The organism is Pseudoalteromonas sp. S4492, from assembly GCF_005886115.1.
In the GTDB taxonomy this organism is placed as follows: domain Bacteria; phylum Pseudomonadota; class Gammaproteobacteria; order Enterobacterales; family Alteromonadaceae; genus Pseudoalteromonas; species Pseudoalteromonas gelatinilytica.
The window spans coordinates 23,002-42,238 of record NZ_PNCP01000046.1; the positions used below are offsets into that span (position 1 = coordinate 23,002).

Annotated in this window: 16 protein-coding genes; 15 read left to right on the forward strand and 1 reads right to left on the reverse strand. The window is 41.2% G+C overall.

What is annotated here, in order from left to right:
* Positions 1 to 163 precede the first annotated feature (163 nt).
* The 5 genes from CWC28_RS15735 to CWC28_RS15755 all read left to right on the forward strand — a co-directional run bounded on the left by CWC28_RS15735 (position 164) and on the right by CWC28_RS15755 (position 8,299).
* Complete coding sequence (locus CWC28_RS15735) at positions 164 to 1,105, forward strand: autotransporter outer membrane beta-barrel domain-containing protein (protein WP_138625400.1); 942 nt, start codon at positions 164 to 166, stop codon at positions 1,103 to 1,105.
* A complete protein-coding gene (locus tag CWC28_RS15740) occupies positions 1,105 to 2,106 on the forward strand; it encodes a hypothetical protein (RefSeq protein ID WP_138625401.1) in 1,002 nt (333 codons plus the stop codon). The genes CWC28_RS15735 and CWC28_RS15740 overlap by 1 nt, the downstream gene beginning before the upstream one ends.
* 108 nt (positions 2,107 to 2,214) lie before the next feature.
* Positions 2,215 to 6,219: a PKD domain-containing protein gene (locus CWC28_RS15745; protein ID WP_138625402.1), complete on the forward strand. Its 4,005-nt coding sequence runs from the start codon at positions 2,215 to 2,217 to the stop codon at positions 6,217 to 6,219.
* A gap of 199 nt (positions 6,220 to 6,418) precedes the next feature.
* Positions 6,419 to 7,051 (forward strand): 2OG-Fe dioxygenase family protein, encoded by a 633-nt coding sequence (locus tag CWC28_RS15750; protein ID WP_063701569.1) that lies wholly within the window; start codon positions 6,419 to 6,421, stop codon positions 7,049 to 7,051.
* Positions 7,052 to 7,060: 9 nt separating this feature from the next.
* Positions 7,061 to 8,299 carry a cysteine desulfurase-like protein gene (locus CWC28_RS15755; protein WP_138625403.1) on the forward strand — a complete coding sequence of 413 codons (1,239 nt, stop codon included), beginning with the start codon at positions 7,061 to 7,063 and terminating at the stop codon, positions 8,297 to 8,299.
* Between the two features lie 140 nt (positions 8,300 to 8,439).
* On the opposite strand, the gene CWC28_RS15760 is transcribed toward CWC28_RS15755, so the two are convergent.
* Positions 8,440 to 9,144: a 2OG-Fe(II) oxygenase gene (locus tag CWC28_RS15760; RefSeq protein ID WP_119852649.1), complete on the reverse strand. Its 705-nt coding sequence runs from the start codon at positions 9,142 to 9,144 to the stop codon at positions 8,440 to 8,442.
* A gap of 36 nt (positions 9,145 to 9,180) precedes the next feature.
* On the opposite strand from CWC28_RS15760, the gene CWC28_RS15765 reads away from it, so the two are divergent.
* The 10 genes from CWC28_RS15765 to CWC28_RS15810 all read left to right on the forward strand — a co-directional run bounded on the left by CWC28_RS15765 (position 9,181) and on the right by CWC28_RS15810 (position 19,156).
* Positions 9,181 to 9,579 carry an acyl-CoA thioesterase gene (locus CWC28_RS15765; RefSeq protein ID WP_063701575.1) on the forward strand — a complete coding sequence of 133 codons (399 nt, stop codon included), beginning with the start codon at positions 9,181 to 9,183 and terminating at the stop codon, positions 9,577 to 9,579.
* Positions 9,580 to 9,661: 82 nt separating this feature from the next.
* On the forward strand, positions 9,662 to 10,240 hold the full coding sequence (locus tag CWC28_RS15770; protein WP_105175073.1) for an anthranilate synthase component II: 579 nt from the start codon (positions 9,662 to 9,664) through the stop codon (positions 10,238 to 10,240).
* Positions 10,241 to 10,288: 48 nt separating this feature from the next.
* A complete protein-coding gene (locus CWC28_RS15775; RefSeq protein ID WP_138625416.1) occupies positions 10,289 to 11,449 on the forward strand; it encodes an HDOD domain-containing protein in 1,161 nt (386 codons plus the stop codon).
* 369 nt (positions 11,450 to 11,818) lie between these two features.
* Positions 11,819 to 13,024: an aspartate aminotransferase family protein gene (locus tag CWC28_RS15780; RefSeq protein ID WP_119852647.1), complete on the forward strand. Its 1,206-nt coding sequence runs from the start codon at positions 11,819 to 11,821 to the stop codon at positions 13,022 to 13,024.
* Between the two features lie 80 nt (positions 13,025 to 13,104).
* Positions 13,105 to 14,121: an arginine N-succinyltransferase gene (gene astA / locus CWC28_RS15785; RefSeq protein WP_105175072.1), complete on the forward strand. Its 1,017-nt coding sequence runs from the start codon at positions 13,105 to 13,107 to the stop codon at positions 14,119 to 14,121.
* 18 nt (positions 14,122 to 14,139) lie between these two features.
* A complete protein-coding gene (gene astD / locus CWC28_RS15790; protein ID WP_138625404.1) occupies positions 14,140 to 15,609 on the forward strand; it encodes a succinylglutamate-semialdehyde dehydrogenase in 1,470 nt (489 codons plus the stop codon).
* Positions 15,610 to 15,737: 128 nt separating this feature from the next.
* Positions 15,738 to 16,085: a DUF3802 family protein gene (locus tag CWC28_RS15795; RefSeq protein WP_063701586.1), complete on the forward strand. Its 348-nt coding sequence runs from the start codon at positions 15,738 to 15,740 to the stop codon at positions 16,083 to 16,085.
* Positions 16,086 to 16,229: 144 nt separating this feature from the next.
* Complete coding sequence (locus tag CWC28_RS15800) at positions 16,230 to 16,643, forward strand: OsmC family protein (RefSeq protein WP_063701588.1); 414 nt, start codon at positions 16,230 to 16,232, stop codon at positions 16,641 to 16,643.
* A gap of 88 nt (positions 16,644 to 16,731) precedes the next feature.
* Positions 16,732 to 17,544 carry an adenosylmethionine decarboxylase gene (gene speD / locus CWC28_RS15805; RefSeq protein WP_063701590.1) on the forward strand — a complete coding sequence of 271 codons (813 nt, stop codon included), beginning with the start codon at positions 16,732 to 16,734 and terminating at the stop codon, positions 17,542 to 17,544.
* Positions 17,545 to 17,662: 118 nt separating this feature from the next.
* Complete coding sequence (locus tag CWC28_RS15810) at positions 17,663 to 19,156, forward strand: NAD(P)H-hydrate dehydratase (RefSeq protein WP_105180679.1); 1,494 nt, start codon at positions 17,663 to 17,665, stop codon at positions 19,154 to 19,156.
* Positions 19,157 to 19,237: the final 81 nt, after the last annotated feature.

The window sequence follows — 19,237 nt, forward strand, 5'->3', positions numbered from 1 at the left end:
TTTTATTAAGTTTTTGTTCAGTTTGGTTTGTAAAATTAATACATTTGTCTACACTGATTGTTGTGAAAAGTTAACAGTTGTAACTTTGTGTTTAATGTTGTAACCAAGGAAGGTAAGCATCATTTCTTGGCTGCATAGATTTTGCAAATCAAGGAATTGAACAATGAAAGCACTTCTTCTTTTACTCCCTCTCAGCGGTTCGGCTCTTGCTGTTAACCCCTCTTTTAGCGAAGTTCGACTCGGTTTTGAAACGATTAGCTACAGTGAAACACTCAATGATGTAGCGGGATTTGGAAAGCTGAGTCAATCAATTGATGTTACTAACCCCGCAATACGACAGAAATCATATACAGGGATTGATGATATATGGGGCTTTTATATTGAAAGCGCAGCAACAATTTCGACTGAAATTGAAACTGAAACTTGGCACTTGGCTGAGTTTGGCGATATTCAAGAAAATGCATTTAAAACGAAAGCGAATGAGATTGGTTTTAAAGGCGCATATAACTTTTCAAAAGCGATACAATTCACCCTAGGTACCAAGTTTTTTACGTCGAGTTTTACACGTTCAAATTTTGCCTTTGTGCAGCCTGGTGCAGCGGCATTTGATGAGGCACTTATTGCTATCTCAGCGGATCCCGATAACCCAGCACGTTTTACCTTGCCGGGTATGAACAATGCAAACAATATAGGTGACCAACAAGACTACAATTCTCAGCTTCGACCTGTGGTCTCTGTGTCAGAAGATCAAATGGGTATCTTGCTTACTTTAGGTGCTCGTTACGATAGCCGTTTGAAAGACAGTTTTAATAAATACAGTTGGTATGCCGAAGCTGAGCTGAGTACGCCAATGTACTCAGAAATTCAAAACACCCAATTTGAAACAACCACGCTTACCGACAGCTTTAATGGCTGGGGAGTGTTGGGGAGAGTGGGACTGCGTTATCAAATAATGTCGCATATTGCGTTAATGGGCGGTATTGATGCGCAATACAAGTCTCGCGATATTGTGACCAAGAATCTTGAAAATGGTCAACGTCTGCGCGTGCCTGAAGTTGAATATAGTAATGTGTCATTTGCCGTTGGTTTACAGTGGAGCTATTAATGAACAAGTTAGTCATTGTTAGCTCGTTATTCATTTGTGCTTTATCTGGATGTAAAACTATTGATTCTGTACAGCAAGATTTAGGTTCTCTAGCTAGTAGTATTACCGGCGAAGAAGCAACACCTGAGCAAATACGTGCAGCATTTGATAAAGCCCAAAGTGTCTTCCAAGAAGCCCTTAGTGCTTATAATCAAATAGATGCAGATAACCTAGCGCAATTTGATGAGGAGCGTGTAACTAAGGCTCGCAAAGTATGGGCGGTGCTAGAACCTGAATTTAATGAACTACGGTTAGCTCCTGAATATGCGCTAAAAAGCGCGTCACTATTTTCATCGGATACAGTTTCAGATGAAATCATGTCTCAAAGTCAGGAAGTCATTTCGTTGGTTGCTGAAGCGCAGCTTGCTAAGCAAAGGATCACTTCTGTTTTACAGCCAATAAGAGATGAGTTTGCAATTTTAGATCAATTGGATGCGGAAACCTCTTATGAGAAGCGTTATCGAGAGCTAGATAAGCAACATCAGCAATTAAAGGAAATGCTCATCGATGGACAAGAGCAACAAGTTGCTGAATATGTACCTAAGCTATTAGGACAACTCATTGATTTAGAAAAAGACGCCGTTGTGCAGTTTTATTTTTCTCAGTATATCGAAAAAATTTATGCACTAGCTAATTCCAAAAAAGTCGATATTTTTCCGACTGTTTATCAGGACGTTCGCAAGCAATTAGAACAAGGCGAAGCATACAGCAAAGCGAACTATCGTGAGTACGAGCAAATTAAACAACAAGCAGCATTATTGTCACTGCAAATAGATCGTATTGATAGCCTCTATGCTGAGTACTTGGAGCAAAAAGCGGCTATTGATAAAGACACCGTTGAAGCACACATGCTGAGTCTAGAAAGTGAAATTTATGCACTGACTATGGCAGCAGGCTTAGGCGACCTTAGAGGCCTGCCATTCCAAGAGCAGCTTCAGCAAGTAAGAAAAGCAATTAATTGAGTAAACCAAGAGCCACAGTTCGCTGTGGCTTTTTATCAACGTTAAGGGATTTAGCGTTTAAATAGCTAAGAGTTTCCCTGCTATAAGCGAATGTAATGGAGTATAGATATGTTAATTCAAAAGCGGCTGTTAGCCGCGGTTTTTGGTACCTTATTTTTAGTTGGATGCGGGGGAGGTGGAAGTAGTGACTCTGGAACTAAACCAGATCCTGTAGACCCCGTTAATCAAAGTCCAACAGTTTCTATTAGTGCTGACTCAGAGGGCACAGAGCAAACCTCATTTAAATTAAGCGCCGTAGCTGGTGATAGCGACGGTAGCATTGCTTCTTATAGTTGGACATCTGATGCTAGTTTTGATTTTGCACAAAGCGGTGGCTTAACAAGCGCAGAAGCTACTTTTCAAACACCTGATATAGATGCTGATACAACTGTTAACTTCACTGTCACTGTAACAGATAACGATGGGGCAACAGCTTCAGCAAAGCATAGCGTTATATTTAAACGAAATGTATCAACAGTGACAATTACCGGGATAGTAACGGATCAACCAATTGCTAATGCAGAGTTAGAGATTAATGTCGGTAGTGATGTCTTTTCGGTCAATGCAGATCCAACCGGGCGCTATACAATAGAGCTTGTTGTGGACGAATCTGCAAGTGAAAAGCTTGTGCTGGTTAAAGCAAAAGGTCTTGATAGCACCAATCCTGGGGTTGTTTTCGTTTCACAGTTAAGCTCAATTCAAGCGTTATTGGAACAGGCTGGTGAGGATAATACGCTTGATAGTGAAGACAACTTTGGCGTCAACATCACGAATGTGACGACCGCAGAGTATGCGCTTTTAACGCGTAATAATGAAGAACCTCAATCTGTCGAAGAGCTAAACGCAGCGTTACTAAATGTTGATGCTGATGAAAAAATCCTATTGGCAACTCTTATCAAAATCATCGTGGATAATGCTAACTATGTTCTTCCTGAAGGCGTAGAAAATACACTCGATCTTGTCAGTGACGAAGATACCGCTAAGAGTTTTGAAGATGAAGTAAATGAGAAAGATCCTGATCTCATTGAAGAGACGAAAGAAGAAATTAAAAAAGATGAAAACTTAGTTTCTGATAGCGATGAGCCTATTGTTGGTGATTTTATCGTTAACTCACCTCGTTATTATAACAATGATGCATATCACCTTGTCCTGGCAAGTGACGGTACGGGTGAACTTAATGCAAATACAAGCTCAACACTGACAATGAGTAAAGAATCAGGAGTGTATACTTTAGCATTGGCAAATAGTGTAGTGACTTACACTGATGAATATAACGATGGCAATGAATCTTATATTGCGCAAACAAAATTAACAGATATTAGTTTTCAAGTTTTAGCAGAAAACGAGGTTTTCAGAACGATTGAAGTAACTCAAACCACACTGCGAACATTGGACTACCAAAATGGTAGTGAACCCGTTGTGGAGCCTTCAAGTACTCGAACCTATACAACAAACCTGATTGATAAAACTAAAACAATAGCACTAAACACTGCTGAGTTAACAGAAAACACATGGATTTTAGACCTCAGAGACAATGATTACGATTCTGCGTCATCTGATGATGAACCTGAAACTTTACGCTTTTATGCCGATGGTACAGGAGATGTAACGGGTGAAAGTAGTGAGGTATTTAGTTGGGTACTCAATGATACTAAGTTATCTATTAGTTATGATGAAAATGGTGAAACTGGGCTAATTGAGTTTTGGTTCACGAAAGCCCTCTCTGCGGGCTATCAAGTTGTAGCATTAGACACTAGTTTTGATGAGCCAAGTAATACATTAACAGGCTTAATGATTAAAAAAGCGAATGTAACAACAACCGATGAGGATATTATTGGTCGTTGGCATGGTTTTGTTGGTACTTCTCAATCTTATGATTTGAATATTTACCCTGATGGTAGTGTTGCTATTGGTTTAGGTTATTCAAGTTTCCAAGGTCATATTGAAGATGGCAATTTCTCTAGAAAACGCTTTTATTCAGAAACATATGGTCTTGTTTCAAGCTGTGATGGCTTTGCTGATGACTGTTACCTTGAAAGTGAAATGCAACATGAATTCATTAACATTGTTGGTAGCACCTATTACATTATCAGAACGCTAACTTATTACACTATGGCTGGTGAGGCATATGATGAAGTTAAATCGGTATTCATTTATGAATACAGTAAAGACTTGTCATACTCAGCCTTTACTGAAGAGCTATTAGAGGGTTCTATTTTATTTTATAAAGATGATAGCTCTTCAGATGCGATTTACATGCAATATAATGACTTAGGTGAAGTAGAGTATGTTGTCAGTTTTGATGGTGTTGAGCATATAGCAACGTTCAATGATGGCGTATTAAGCTATCAAGTTGATGGTAATACGTGGTTTGTTGAACTGGTTTCTGCGGATGAAAATGCTGTTACTATTTGCCGATACCAACAAGGAAGTAGTTGTTCAGTTGATACGCAAATTAGTTACTTACCTAAGCGCCCTAAAGTAACCTTAACTGTGAATCCATCTCAGAACGGTAACCTCTCACCTACCAGTCAAACTTCGTATTGGTACCAATATGCATCTTTCGTAATTAGCCCTGATGAAGGGTATGTTATTGACGAAATTACAGGATGCGAAGGATATATTGAAGGAGGCTATTATCTTGTCTATACCACAGGTGCTGATTGCGATATTACCGCAACGTTTAAACCTGCATTATTAGCTTCTGGCGAGTATATTTTAAATAACAGTGATTTATATAATGCACCAGCCTTGGGCTTATTACTAAATGCGGATAACACTGGCGCTGTAACTCTCAACGGTAGTTCAAATATCAACTGGTATGAAGTTGATGATCACATTGAGTTATCACCTATCGATAGTATCGTTGTAGAAGAATATATCTCTTTCCCTGATGGTATGACTGAGGTTCAGTATCGAACTGAGATCAGTTACGCTGAGTTAATGCCAATGGCAGAAAAAGGGCTTAATTGGCATTGGCTAACAGTTGAATATAGCTATTACGAGAATGACGTTTTAGTGAATACCAGCTCTGAAAGTTCCAATGTTTATGCTTTTGCTGATGGCGATGAAATTGCTGTTGCTAGTGATGATGTCGTAGGGCAATGGGCAGTAAGCGCAGAACAAGGAGGAGTGCTATTAAATATGCAGATCAATGCTGACGGAACGGGCTCTTACATAGATATTTTGAATGATGAGCAAGATACGTTTAGTTGGCAGATCATTGATAGCAACTTAGTACTTAATCACAACAGTGATAATTCAACAGATACTCTCTACTTCATTAAAAATATCAACGTTGGTTACCAATTCTTAGACCAGGGTAATGATAGTGAGGGGGATTATGTAGATGCAGGCATGTTTGTTAAACGCAATGAAGTAGCCATTAATACAGGTAATTTTTCTGGTCGTCATCGATTTAGAGAGGGCCATGAAATTGATTCGCATTGGAGTGAAATCCAAATTTATGACGATGGTGAAATCTTCTTTACCTTTAGTACAAGTTCATTTCAGGGAAGCTTTGTTAATAACCGCTATATTAGAAGGCTTTATGTAGATACTAGCTCTGGAGGTTGGGAAACAACTGACTTCTGTGATACTAGCTTAGATACATGTTTCCTTTATGGTGAGTTTGTTTACAAGCTAATTGCTATTGATGGAGCCCGATATTTTGTCGAGCGTACTGTGGCGTTCGATGATAATGGCACTGGGGTGCTAGAAAAATTCTCTGCCAATCTATATGTACATGATTATGCTAGTTCAACAGCAGTTGATAAATTCTACGACTACAACTTATATAGCTTCACTTTATATGAGAGCGATGGCACAACATGGTCATTAAGTGAGCAGGATTATAATGAAGATAGTCAGTCTTACGATTACTCACTGACGATTGGAGATCAAAGTATCACGGGTGTTCAATTGGTTGATGGTAAATTGTCATTTATTGAAAATGGCCAAGACACGCTGCTTGAGCTTATCAGTAACAATCGTACCGAACTCGTTTTCTGTAAGTATTTAGCAGGTAATAGTTGTCAGTCACAAGATCAAGTTTCCCTTTCTATGAGCAATTAAACGTGTAGTAAATTGTGCAATCTAAAACAGCCACATTTGTGGCTGTTTTTATTTTTTAGATTAAATATTCTAAAAGCCAAGTGTAACGATCTTAAAATTATGCATTATGCTTTGCTGGTTTACATAAAAACGCAAAAATTCCCCGCTAATTGAATTAAAATCCTCGCCAATATTCTCAACGTAATAAGGCGAGATCGAAATGACTACATTAAACAACCAGAACCTTTTACAACTTCGTTTTGTAAGCCAAGCGCATATTGATGCAGTAAAGCCTTCGTTTGCTAACCTACCTGCTAATCCATACGCAGATGGTGAATTTCGTAAGCGTCGTTATTCAGTCATTAAAGTTGTTGATGGTGAATTAAAACTACAACCAACAAAAGCATTCGTGCAAGATGACTCAATCAATACCTTTCAGGGTAATGTAGAGCGCACGTATGAGAACCTTGAAGATAGCTTATTAGCGACGGATGGCATGAAGCAAATCGTTAATCAGTTCCGCGATATGACAGGTATTAGCGATGATCGCGATATAGAAATTCATCAATTTAGAATGCTTGCGATCGACAGCGACACACCTGCTGCGCCAGAAGGTGTTCACCAAGATGGTTTTGATCACGTATGTGTATGTGGTGTATCACACGAAAACCTAGAAGGTGGTGAGCTACTTGTTTACGAACACCAACAAGCTGAACCATGTTTCAAGATGGAAATTAAAGACGGCATGTTCGCACTGATTAATGACCGTGAAGTATGGCACAACGCAACGCCAATGAATAAAGTAGACGCAAGCAAAGAAGGTTACCTTGATTGCTTCGTACTCACTGCTTAAGGGTAACTCATGAACTTAACGCAATTACGTCGCCAATTCCCTGCACTTATGCAACAAGTTGCAGGACAGTCACCTATTTTCCTTGATGGCCCGGGTGGCTCTCAAGTGCCACAGTCAGTCTTAAGCGCTATGACTGCTTACTTGGGTTACTACAATTCAAACTTAGGTGGTGCATTTTTCTCAAGTGACAAAACAGTCGAGTTAATGGCAAATGCTCGCCAAGCTGCAGCTGATTTATTAAATGCCCCATCTAAAGAGCAAATCGTGTTTGGTGCAAACATGACAAGCTTAACGTTCAGCTTTAGCCGCGCTATCTCGCGTGATTGGACTAATGATGATGAAATCATCGTTACCAATGCAGATCACTTCTCAAACGTATCATCTTGGCAGCAAGCTGCTGAAGATAAAGGCGCGACAGTAAAAACGGCTCTTATCAACGAAGCTGATTGCAGCTTAGATATGGCACATTTTGAAAGCCTTTTATCAAGCAAAACAAAGCTTGTTGCAGTGACGTATGCGTCGAACACGACGGGTTCAATTAATGATATTAAACGCATTGTTGAGCTTGCTCATGCGGCTGGTGCGTTAGTTTATGTTGATGCCGTTCATTACGCACCTCATGAGCTGGTTGATGTACAAGCGCTTGATTGTGACTTTTTAGCGTGCTCTGCATACAAGTTCTTTGGTCCTCACCTTGGTATTGTTTATGGTAAACGTGAACACCTTGAAGGTTTCACACCATACAAAGTTGAGCCGGCAAAAGATGTTGCGCCAGGTCGCTGGGAAACGGGTACGCAAAGTTTTGAAGCGCTGGCTGGCTTAATTGCAGCTGTTGATTACATTGCTGCAATTAGTGAACTTGACGAAAGCCATTCACGCCGAGAAAAACTTGCGGCTGCATTTGCTATTACTAAACAACATGAAATGGCATTAAGTAAGCATTTCTTAACGCGTTTAGCTAATTATCCGCGTATAAAGTTATTCGGTATTGATGATTTAGATCGTTTAACTGAGCGTACACCGACTTTTGCCCTCACATTTGAAGGCATTGAGCCACGTATTGTGTCTGAGTTTTTAGGTAAGCAACATATTTGCGTGTGGGATGGTAATTTCTACGCTCAAGGCTTATGTAAGCAGCTCGGTGTATTAGAAACCGGCGGCGTAGTACGCATTGGTTGCATGCACTACAACACGATTGAAGAGCTTGATAAGGTTTTTGATTTATTTGATCAATTACTGGCAGGTTAAATCTGAGTTGTTAGTTTTAGTTAAGCTATAAGTTTTAAGCAGCCTGAGTGGGCTGCTTTTTTATTGCCATAAAAAAGCGCAACATCAAACGTTGCACTCCTTCTACTAATAGCTTTAGCTTAGCTTATTACCGCTTAGCATTAGGATTGCGGTTGGCCATAAATTTGTTCCGCGCGGTTGAATAAGACCCACGAGGTTAAAATATACTTATCATTTGAAATTGGCTTATTACCACGGTGCGTGTGAGTAAAGTAGCCTGGCGCTACGACCATAGTGCCTTGTTTAGGTGATATTTTTCGTTGTTGATAGTAAAACTCAGTTTCACCACCTTCTTCTACATCATTTAAATAGAACATAAATAACAGCACGCGATGCAGAGCTTCGTTGTGGCCAGCTTGCGGGTATACCTCGCTATGCCAATAAGGGTAGCCACCTTTATTGATATCGTATTTCTGTGCTTGAATAGGACCCATGCGGAAAATTTGCTGCACGAGCAACGGCAATTGTGGTTTGCCGACTTCTTCAAAGTTATCTTGTGTTAGGTCAACAGGTTTGCCTGTTTGCGGATGGTAAACTTTTAAACCAAAGGCACCAATCATCATAAAAATATGCTCTTCAAGGTACTTGAAGATGTAACCCGCAGTCGTTTGTTGAACGTGTTTAAGTTGCTCAGCGTATTCAGGATGATTATTAAGGTATAAATCGCGGCTGTCTTTTTTCGCTAGATCCACTCCGCCTGAGGTAATGCCTTGTTTTAAATGCGGGCTTTGTTCAAATACCGTGATAAAGTTGTCGCAAAATTCTTTGCTGAGGGCGTTTTCGTATACGCGAATAAAGTCCGTCATGAGCTACCTTTAGTTTATATTTTTTATAGGGTTACTATGTTTACTGAAACTATCACACCACGCTTTAGCGAAACAGATGTGCTAGGGCACATCAACAATACCGTACTCCCTGTATGGTTTGAAGCCGCCCGAGCGCCTATTTTCAGGTTTTTTACGCCCGATTTAAACCCTTATGAGTGGAAACTGATCATTGCTAAAGTTGAAGTAAGCTTTGTCGGTGAGTTGTTTTATGGTCACGATGTCACAGTGAAAACCAGTGTTGAGCACATCGGCTCTAGTTCATTTGTACTGCGCCAAGAGGCTTGGCAGCAAGATAACTGCTGTGCCGTTGGTAAAACTGTACTAGTACGTTACGACTTTGCAAATAAATGCTCGCAAAAACTTGATGAGCAAGAAAGGGCTGACCTCACAGCACATTTAATCGCTGAGGAATAACCCATTTTTTGCCGACATTTATGTGTGCTTGGGGTAAAATGCGCCTTCATTATTTTGACTGAGTAATTTTGGGTTACACGCAATGCTGTTAATGATCGACAATTATGATTCGTTTACATACAACCTAGTGCAGTATTTTCAGCGCTTGGATCAAGATGTATTAGTTAAACGAAACGATGAGATCAGTATCGCAGAGATTAAACAACTTAACCCAGAGCACATCGTACTTTCACCTGGGCCATGTTCACCAAACGAAGCAGGCATTTCTTTGCAAGTGGTTGAACAATTAAAAGGCCAGTTACCTATTCTTGGTATTTGCTTAGGTCACCAAACCATTGCACAGGCACTCGGTGCTGATGTGATCCGTGCAAAGCAAGTGATGCATGGTAAAACTTCATTAGTTAAACATACCAATCAAGGTGTGTTTAAAGGTTTGGCAAACCCGCTGACTGTGTGTCGTTACCACTCTCTTGTGGTTGATAAACAAAGTTTACCCGATGAATTTACTATTACCGCATGGACAGAACAAAATTCTGATTTTGATGAAATTATGGGTATCATGCATAATGATTTAGCACTGGAAGGGGTGCAGTTTCATCCAGAAGCTATTTTGACCCAACAAGGGCTTGAATTACTTGCTAACTTTTTAACTCGCTTCTAATCTTAGGCTAGTGAATTAACAAATATGACCGACAATACGCCTGTGCAAATGACCGAAGAAAACCGACAACAAAGGACTGCGATGGTGCTTAATGAGCGCGCGCACGATCTTTTGCTTGGCCACAGTTTTGCACAGCGTCAAATTGGCTATATTCATACCCTCGAAATTGATTATGGCGAGTCAATGGAGCAGCGTACTCTATTAGAAGTAGAAGTTGCTGCCGAGAAAAAACGTCAAAAGAGCAGCACTGCTCATCATAAGTATCGCGCCCAAGCGAGTAAGCAATTGCACCAAGTAATTGAAGCTGCCATGCATAAGCAGCTTGAAGACATTGATGCCGTGATTCACGAAACAATCGGTATCCAAGATAGCGTCCCTGCTATTTTAGATATTTTAGCTGTGCGTTCAGCCTCAGTGGGTCGACTCGAGCCCTTAGTTAAAGACTTAAGTTGGTTAGGCCGTGAGCTTGTCGCGTTTGTGAATTTACCTTTTTACCGTCAACAGCGAAATAAACACACCTCAGTTAAAGTTGATAATCCTCTTTTAGCGCTGCGCTATATTGGTTTAGATAACTTAAAATTTGTGGTGCCAACCTTTGCGGTACGCCATTGGATGCCGCACAGTACAGAACCATTCCCGCTGTTAAAACGTCGACTTCGTGATAATTCAATGGCATGTGCTATCGCAGCTCAAGAGATTGCGAAGCTTAATGGTGTAAATGAGGTGCACGCGTTTACCTTAGGTATGCTACTCGATGTGGGTAAAATAGCGCTAGTTCGCATATATCTTCGTATTTTCGAGTTAGTTTGGCAACGCCAAGTAACAAAAGCCCGTGATGAGCAAAAGAAAGACTTGCACACAGCTTTATTAGAACTAAAACCTGACCCTTTGTTTTTAAGCACCTTGCTAAACAAGCAGTCGATGAAGGTAACAGCGACCGTAATTGAGAAAATGGCCTTTAGGTATTTACCATTTAATGCGGTCATGCAGCAGTTAACGACGCCACTGGCTAAAAACGATGAGTATTTGCCACTTACCAAGGTGATTTTAAAAGCCCGTTGTTATGCCCAGTATTTAAGTTTAAGTGAGCATCAACTGGTCGAAAGTGACGAAACTGAGCGTTGGTTTGCGCACTTCGATTTCAGCAAAGAAGAGCTTGATCAGCTAGCAAAATGCAATTTTGATCGCTTTCATATCCAAATTAATTAAAAAAATTGTTAATTTTTTTGCGACTATTCATTCACTGTTTATCAATCCGCAGCAACAAATTTTTTCTCTTTAGCCTCTGCTTGGCTCACTAGCGGCACGCCTTTTTGTTCTATTTTGAGTGAAAAACAACCTTCAAATAGTTATTCACTATCCATGAAAAAATATCTCAAGCCCTTTATTTTCAAGGGCTACATGAAAGTTTTCTAAGAGACATGACGAAAATTTTCTGAAATAATGGATGAATGAAAATTGAACCAAAGAGTAATTTTGGTGATTTTGCGCTAAGCTCAATCGGCTAAGTAAAATGGCTTAGTTTAGCTTTAGAGCGCCACCTTACTCTGTGTGTGCTTACAATTATGAGGATATAAAATGACAGTCAATCGCGAATTATTTGATCAAGTAATGGTTCCTAACTATGCACCATCAAGTGTTATTCCAGTTCGAGGCGAAGGCTCTCGCGTATGGGACCAAGAAGGTCGCGAATTTATCGATTTTGCTGGTGGTATTGCTGTTAACTGTCTTGGCCATTGTCACCCGGCTCTTGTAAGTGCATTAAAAGAGCAAGGCGAAAAAATTTGGCACTTATCAAATGTAATGACGAATGAGCCAGCACTTCGTTTAGCTAAAAAGCTAACTGATGCAACGTTTGCAGAGAAAGTATATTTTGCAAACTCAGGTGCAGAAGCAAACGAAGCGGCACTTAAGCTAGCACGTCGTTTTGCACTGGATAATTACGGTGAGCAAAAGTCACAAATAATCTCATTCAATAAAGGCTTCCACGGCCGTACATTCTTCACTGTAACAGTAGGCGGTCAAGCTGCATACTCTGATGGTTTTGGTCCAAAACCAGGTGATATCGTGCACTGTGATTACAACGATTTAGCGGCTTTCGAAGCGCTTATCTCAGACAATACGTGTGCGGTAATGATGGAGCCTCTGCAAGGTGAAGGCGGTATTATTTCTCCAACTGCTGAGTTTGTTGAAGGTGTTCGTGCGCTATGTACTAAACACAATGCACTACTTATCTTTGATGAAGTGCAAACAGGTGTTGGTCGTACTGGTGAGCTTTATGCTTACCAAGGTCTTAATGTAACTCCAGATATCTTAACAACGGCAAAAGCGTTAGGTGGCGGTTTCCCAATCGGTGCGATGATCACGACAACTGATATTGCTAAGCACTTAAAAGTCGGTACTCATGGTTCTACTTACGGCGGTAACCCACTTGCGTGTGCAGTAGCGGAAGCTGCATTCGACACAGTAAATACGCCAGAAGTACTTAACGGTGTTAAAGAAAAGTCAGCATTATTCCGTGAGTTACTAACTGCGATTAACGAAAAGTACAATGTATTCACTGAAATCCGTGGTGAAGGTCTTTTAATTGGTGCAGTGGTGACTGAGCAATTCAAAGGTCGAGCAAAAGAATTCCTAGTTGCCGGTACTGAAGAAGGTGTTATGTCTTTAGTTGCTGGTGCTGATGTTGTTCGTTTCACACCGTCACTTGTTATTCCAGAAGCTGATATCCGCGAAGGTATGGCTCGTTTCGAAAAAGCAGTTGCAAAAGTCGTAAACGGCTAAGCGAAACTGTCATTTCAGGGCAAGCTAGGCTTGCCCTCATTTCTTAATTTACCGTTATTTATAAGGGAGCAAGCGGACTTATGATGATCCTTCGCCCAATCCAGCAAAGCGATTACCAAGCCTTAGTAAAGATTGCTGATGAATCAGGACATGGCTTTACGTCTTTGCCTAATAATGAAGAGTTATTACAAAAGAAAATCGATCACTCTGTCAGCTCATTCGCAAAAACAGCGCAGCAGCCAGGTGATGAAGGTTACTTGTTTGTTCTTGAAGATAGCGAAACGGGAGAAGTTGTAGGGACTTCAGGTATTGAAGCTGCCGTAGGTTTAGATGATGCTTTTTATCATTATCATTTAAGCAAAGCGATTCACTCATCTCGTACGCTAAACGTGTATAAAGCCGTTGATATTTTAACGCTGTGTAATGATTACACAGGTGCAACTGAGCTGTGCACTTTATTCTTAAAAGACGGCTACCGTAAAAACAATAACGGTAAATTGCTTTCAAAAGCGCGTTTTATGTTCATTAACCAACATAAAGAGCGTTTTGCTGAAACAGTGATTGCAGAAATGCGTGGTGTTTCAGATGAAAATGGCGAAAGCCCATTCTGGCAATGGCTCGAAGAGCACTTTTTCTCGATGGACTTTCCGACGGCAGACTATTTAACGGGTATTGGTCAGAAAGTATTTATCGCTGAGTTAATGCCTAAATACCCAATTTACGTCAACTTACTAAGCAAAGACGCGCAAGCTGTGATTGGTCAAGTACATGACAATACACGCCCAGCGATTGAACTATTAAAGAGTGAAGGTTTTACTTTTAATGGTTATGTAGACATTTTTGATGCGGGTCCAACTGTTGAAGCTAAGGTCGATAATATCGCCACAGTGCGTAACGCAAGAACAGTAAAAGTTGAGATTGGTGAAAGCCAAGGCGACACCACGGTATTGTTAGCAAACGACAAGCTTGCTGATTTTAGAGCAACCGTGACTGAAGTGAGCCTTACGTGTGATGCCGATACCATCACAATTTCAAGTGAACTTGCCAAGGCGCTTCACCTAGAAGCTGGCGATTCAGTTTCACTTGCAACACTATAAAATTCAGGAGACATATTAATGACTCATGCAGCGCAATTTATTAATGGTCAATGGCAAGCGGGCCTTGGGCATGATTTTCAATCTGTAAATCCAGCAAATAACGATGTAATCTGGCAAGCAAACACAGCAACCGCTGAGCAAGTAGACAGCGCCGTTGCTGCTGCACGTGAAGCGTTCTACAGCTGGGCTGATAAAACATTTGCAGAGCGTTTAGCGATTGTAAAAACATTCGCAGAAACGCTTAAAGAACACAGCGAAGAATTAGCGATTGCTATCGCACAAGAAACCGGTAAACCACTTTGGGAAACTCGCACTGAAGCAGGTGCGATGGTGGGTAAAATTGCTATCTCTGAAAAAGCATTTTTAGAACGCACAGGTGATGTTGAAAACCCAATGCCACAAGGTCGTGCGATGATCCGTCACAAGCCTCATGGCGTTGTCGCTGTGTTTGGTCCGTATAACTTCCCTGGTCACTTACCAAACGGCCACATTGTACCTGCACTTTTAGCTGGTAATACCGTGGTATTTAAACCGTCTGAGCTAACGCCAGCAGTTGCTGAGTTAACGTTAAAGTTATGGCAAAAGGCTGGTCTACCTGCGGGTGTTATCAACCTTGTGCAAGGTGAAGTTGAAACAGGTAAAGCGCTTGCATCTCACAAAGGTATCGACGGCTTATTCTTTACGGGTTCTTCTCGTACGGGTCATATTTTACATGAACAGTTTGCAGGTCAACCGGGTAAAATTTTAGCGTTGGAAATGGGCGGTAATAACCCGTTAATCGTTACTGATGTTGCTGATACTAAAGCGGCTATCCACGATATTATCCAATCAGCGTTTATTTCTACTGGTCAACGTTGTACGTGTGCGCGTAAGTTGTTTTTACCAAAAGGTGAGCAAGGTGATGCCATCTTAGCGGGTCTTATTAAAGCAACTAAAGCAATTAAAGTGGGCGACTACGACGCAGAAGATCAACCTTTCATGGGGTCGATGATTTCTGCTACAGCGGCTGCAGGTATGGTTGCTGCACAAAAGCAACTTGTTGAGCTAGGTGCAGACGTACTTGTTGAGCTAACTCACAAAGAAAATACCGGCTTTGTAACACCGGGTGTTTTAGAGTGTACAAACGTTGCTAACTTCCCAGATGAAGAGCACTTTGGACCACTGCTTAAAGTATTCCGTTTTACTGATTTTGATGCTGCTATTGATAAAGCAAATGACACAAGCTTTGGCTTGTCAGCAGGTTTATTAAGCGACAGCGCCGCTGATTACGATCACTTCTTACGTCGTATTCGCGCAGGTATCGTGAACTGGAACCGTCCTATCACGGGTGCATCAAGTGCTGCACCATTTGGTGGTATTGGCGCATCAGGTAACCACAGAGCAAGTGCCTACTATGCAGCTGACTATTGTGCATACCCAGTCGCTTCAGTTGAGCTTGAAAAAGTAGCGATGCCAGCGACATTGAGTCCAGGCTTAAAAATCGATTAATAATCGTAAATCATTACAAAAAGCAGCTTAGGCTGCTTTTTTTGTATGAGATGTCTAGCAAAGGTAGCAATTAAAAGCGCTTTCTGCTTAAATCTAAAGAGATAGTTTTTTATTAGGTGTGCAGTCGTATGGTTTTAGATAGGCAAGGGTACGATGATCTTGTCATGTATCTCACTCAAAATTTAGCGCTTTTTGAGAAGCCAGGTCAAATTAAACCAGGAGCTCCAACAGTGTTAGAGCTGATTGAAGACGTGATAGCAGAAAACGTCATGTTACTTTGCGAGCAACATACAGAGCTTAATACTGAACAACGTAGTCAAATAGTCCGCGAAGTCGACGGTATTGTTTACGACCTACAAGAAGTTCTTAGTAGTGTCACGAATCACACTGTAACCGTTGAACAGCATGCTTTTATCGATGAGTTTGCCGGATTGGTGAAAAACTTATTCGACAGTGCTGTTGTAGAAAACGCCTAGTTTATAAAGCACCACACAATCTCTCGTCTTCAGCGAGTAGCTTAAAATAAGTGACTCGCTTTCCTCTAAAGCTCACCTCTTATCCCTTGCATCTGTGTGTGACTTGCTTACAATCAAGCAAAATAACTTTAAGAGATAAAACACATGCAAGCGAATGTAAAATGGGTAGAAGGTGATACGTTTATTGGCCTTTCAAATTCAGGTCACAATGTAGTTTTTGATGCAGGTAGCGATAGTGCAGCACCAAGCCCAATGGAAATGGTGTTAATGTCAGCAGGCTGTTGTTCATCTGTTGATGTTGTTAGCATTTTGAAAAAAGCGAAGCAGTCGTTTTCTGACGTACAAGTTAAGCTAACTGCTGAACGTGCAGAATCAGCGCCTCGCGTGTTTACTAAGATTAACCTACACTTTGTGGTTACCGGTAACGATGTCTCTGAAAAGCACCTTGCTCGCGCTGTTCAACTGTCAGCTGAAAAGTATTGTTCTGTTGCCTTAATGCTTGATAAAACAGTAGAAATTACGCATAGTCATGAAGTTGTGCAAGAACAGGTAAAATAACGCTTTTTCCGAGCACAAATTTCGTATAAAATCCGCGAACTTTTATTTCTGCTGGTGCAGGTTTCACTCGTTTAAAGGTTGGTTTAGCATGAATAAACCCTTCGATAAAATTAAGCTTCATGGCTTTAATAACTTAACTAAGAGCTTAAGCTTTAGTATTTACGATATTTGTTACGCAAAGACTGAACAACAGCGTAAAGAATATATTGAATATATCGACGAACAGTATAGTGCTGATCGCCTTACCGATATTTTAGGTGAAGTTGTGGATATTATTGGTGCAAACATCTTGAATGTTTCTCGCCAAGATTATGATCCGCAAGGTGCCAGTGTAACAATCTTGATCTCAGAAGAGCCGATTGAGCAACAAACAACGTATGACGTTGATGAAGCGCCAGGTCCTCTTCCTGAAACAGTTGTAGCGCACTTAGATAAGAGCCACATCTGTGTTCACACATACCCAGAAGCACACCCTGATGATGGTATTTGTACATTCCGTGCTGATATCGAAGTATCAACGTGTGGCATTATCTCGCCATTAAAAGCGTTAAACTTCTTAATTCACAGCCTTGAGTCTGATGTTGTAACAATTGACTATCGCGTACGTGGTTTCACCCGTGATGTTGATGGTGTTAAGCACTATATCGACCATGCAATTAACTCAATTCAGAACTACATGACTGAAGATACTAAAGAAGCGTACCAAATGATGGACGTGAACGTGTATCAAGAGAACTTGTTCCACACGAAGATGATGTTAAAAGAAACTGACTTGAATACTTATTTATTCGGTGTTTCTACCGCGGATCTTTCTGAAGACGAAGAAGAAGAAATTCGTTCTAAGCTAACTCGTGAGATGCAAGAGATCTTCTACGGTCGTAACTTACCAGACACAGAGTAAGTTATTATAGCTTCAGAAAAACGGCGCGTAATGTAAGTTACGCGCCGTTTTTTTATGCCTCATTGACTGCATTCAGCTGTACTTATATGCTGATTAAAAGGCCAATTTAAGGATTGATATGTCAGTACCTCTCTCGCAGTCGGTATTTTTAGCAGAGCAAGTTCGTGAAAATGAAGGACCCGCTGCCAAGCACTGTGGTATCAGTATGTATGAGCTTATGGAGCGAGCAGGGCAGGCTACTTACCAACAAGCTATTAATCACTTTGCTGATGCAAATGTATTCGTTGTGTTAGCGGGGGTTGGTAATAATGCAGGTGATGGTTATGTTGTTGCTCGCTTAGCGAAACAAGCGGGGAAGCAGGTTAGAGTTATTGCTGCCATGCCCGACAAACCGCTCAAAGGGGATGCCCTTAGTGCTCAGCAAGCTTGGCTCGACGCAGGAGGAGCAATAACAGCGGATATAAGCGTTATTGAGCAAGCAGACATCATTATTGATGGCTTACTTGGTACAGGTATTCAAAGCAAGGTGCGCGAGCCTTTTTCAACCTTAATTAAAGCTGCCAACGAAAGCCAAGTGCCGATAGTTGCTATCGACCTACCCTCAGGTATTCATGCAGACACAGGTGTCGAACAGGGAGTCGCAATTAAAGCTGCACTCACTGTGACTTTTGTGGGGATTAAACAAGGTTTAGTGACAGGGCAAGGGCGAGCACATGCAGGTAACATAGAGTTTGCTGATTTAGGTATTGAAGATGCCTTTTTAAAACTGACATCACCCGCTGCAGAGCTTATCAACTATCAGACGCAGCCGAGGCTTCCTGAGCGCAATAATAACAGCCACAAAACCAGTCATGGAAAATTATTGTGTGTTGGTGGTAATGCTGGCACCGCCGGCGCAATTCGTTTAACTGCAGAGGCCGCTCTTCGCACTGGTGCGGGCATGGTCAAAGTGTATACCCATAGCAGTTCTATTTTGCCAGTGAGCATCGGGCGTCCTGAACTTATGGTTACCGATACAAATTTAATTAGTGCGCTAGAGTGGGCGAGTTGTATTGCTATTGGCCCAGGGCTTGGTCAGGACGATTGGTCCGAAACAACCTTTGAAACTGTCATGCAGTATTGTTTCACTAATAACAAGCCACTGATTATTGATGCCGACGCACTTAATTTAATAGCTCAGCATGCTTCGTCATTCCCATTAGCGAATACAGTAATCACACCGCACCCCGGTGAGGCTGCAAGATTACTGAATTGCCGCACGGTTGATATTGAAGAAAATCGCTTTCATGCAGTAAAACAGCTTGCGCGCAGCTATACCACTACTTGTGTACTCAAAGGCGCTGGTAGTTTAATTGCTGATAATAACCAAACATGGGTGTGTAGAGATGGAAATCCTGCACTTGCGGTTGGCGGCAGTGGTGATGTATTAACAGGTATCATAGCGGCACTGATCGCACAGGGGCTTACTCCTCAGCAAGCAGCATGTTTGGGTGTAACATTACATGCAAAAGCCGGGGATATTGCCTCAGAGCGTGAAGGCGAAAGAGGCATGTTGCCGAGTGATTTGTTTGCGATAGTGAGGGAGTTGGTTAATGGCAGCTTTAAGCTGTAAGTTTTAAGCTGTAAGTTTTTAAGCTGTAAGTTTTAAGCCGCAAGTATAAAAACATCATAACTACTACTATTTTGTTGGTTT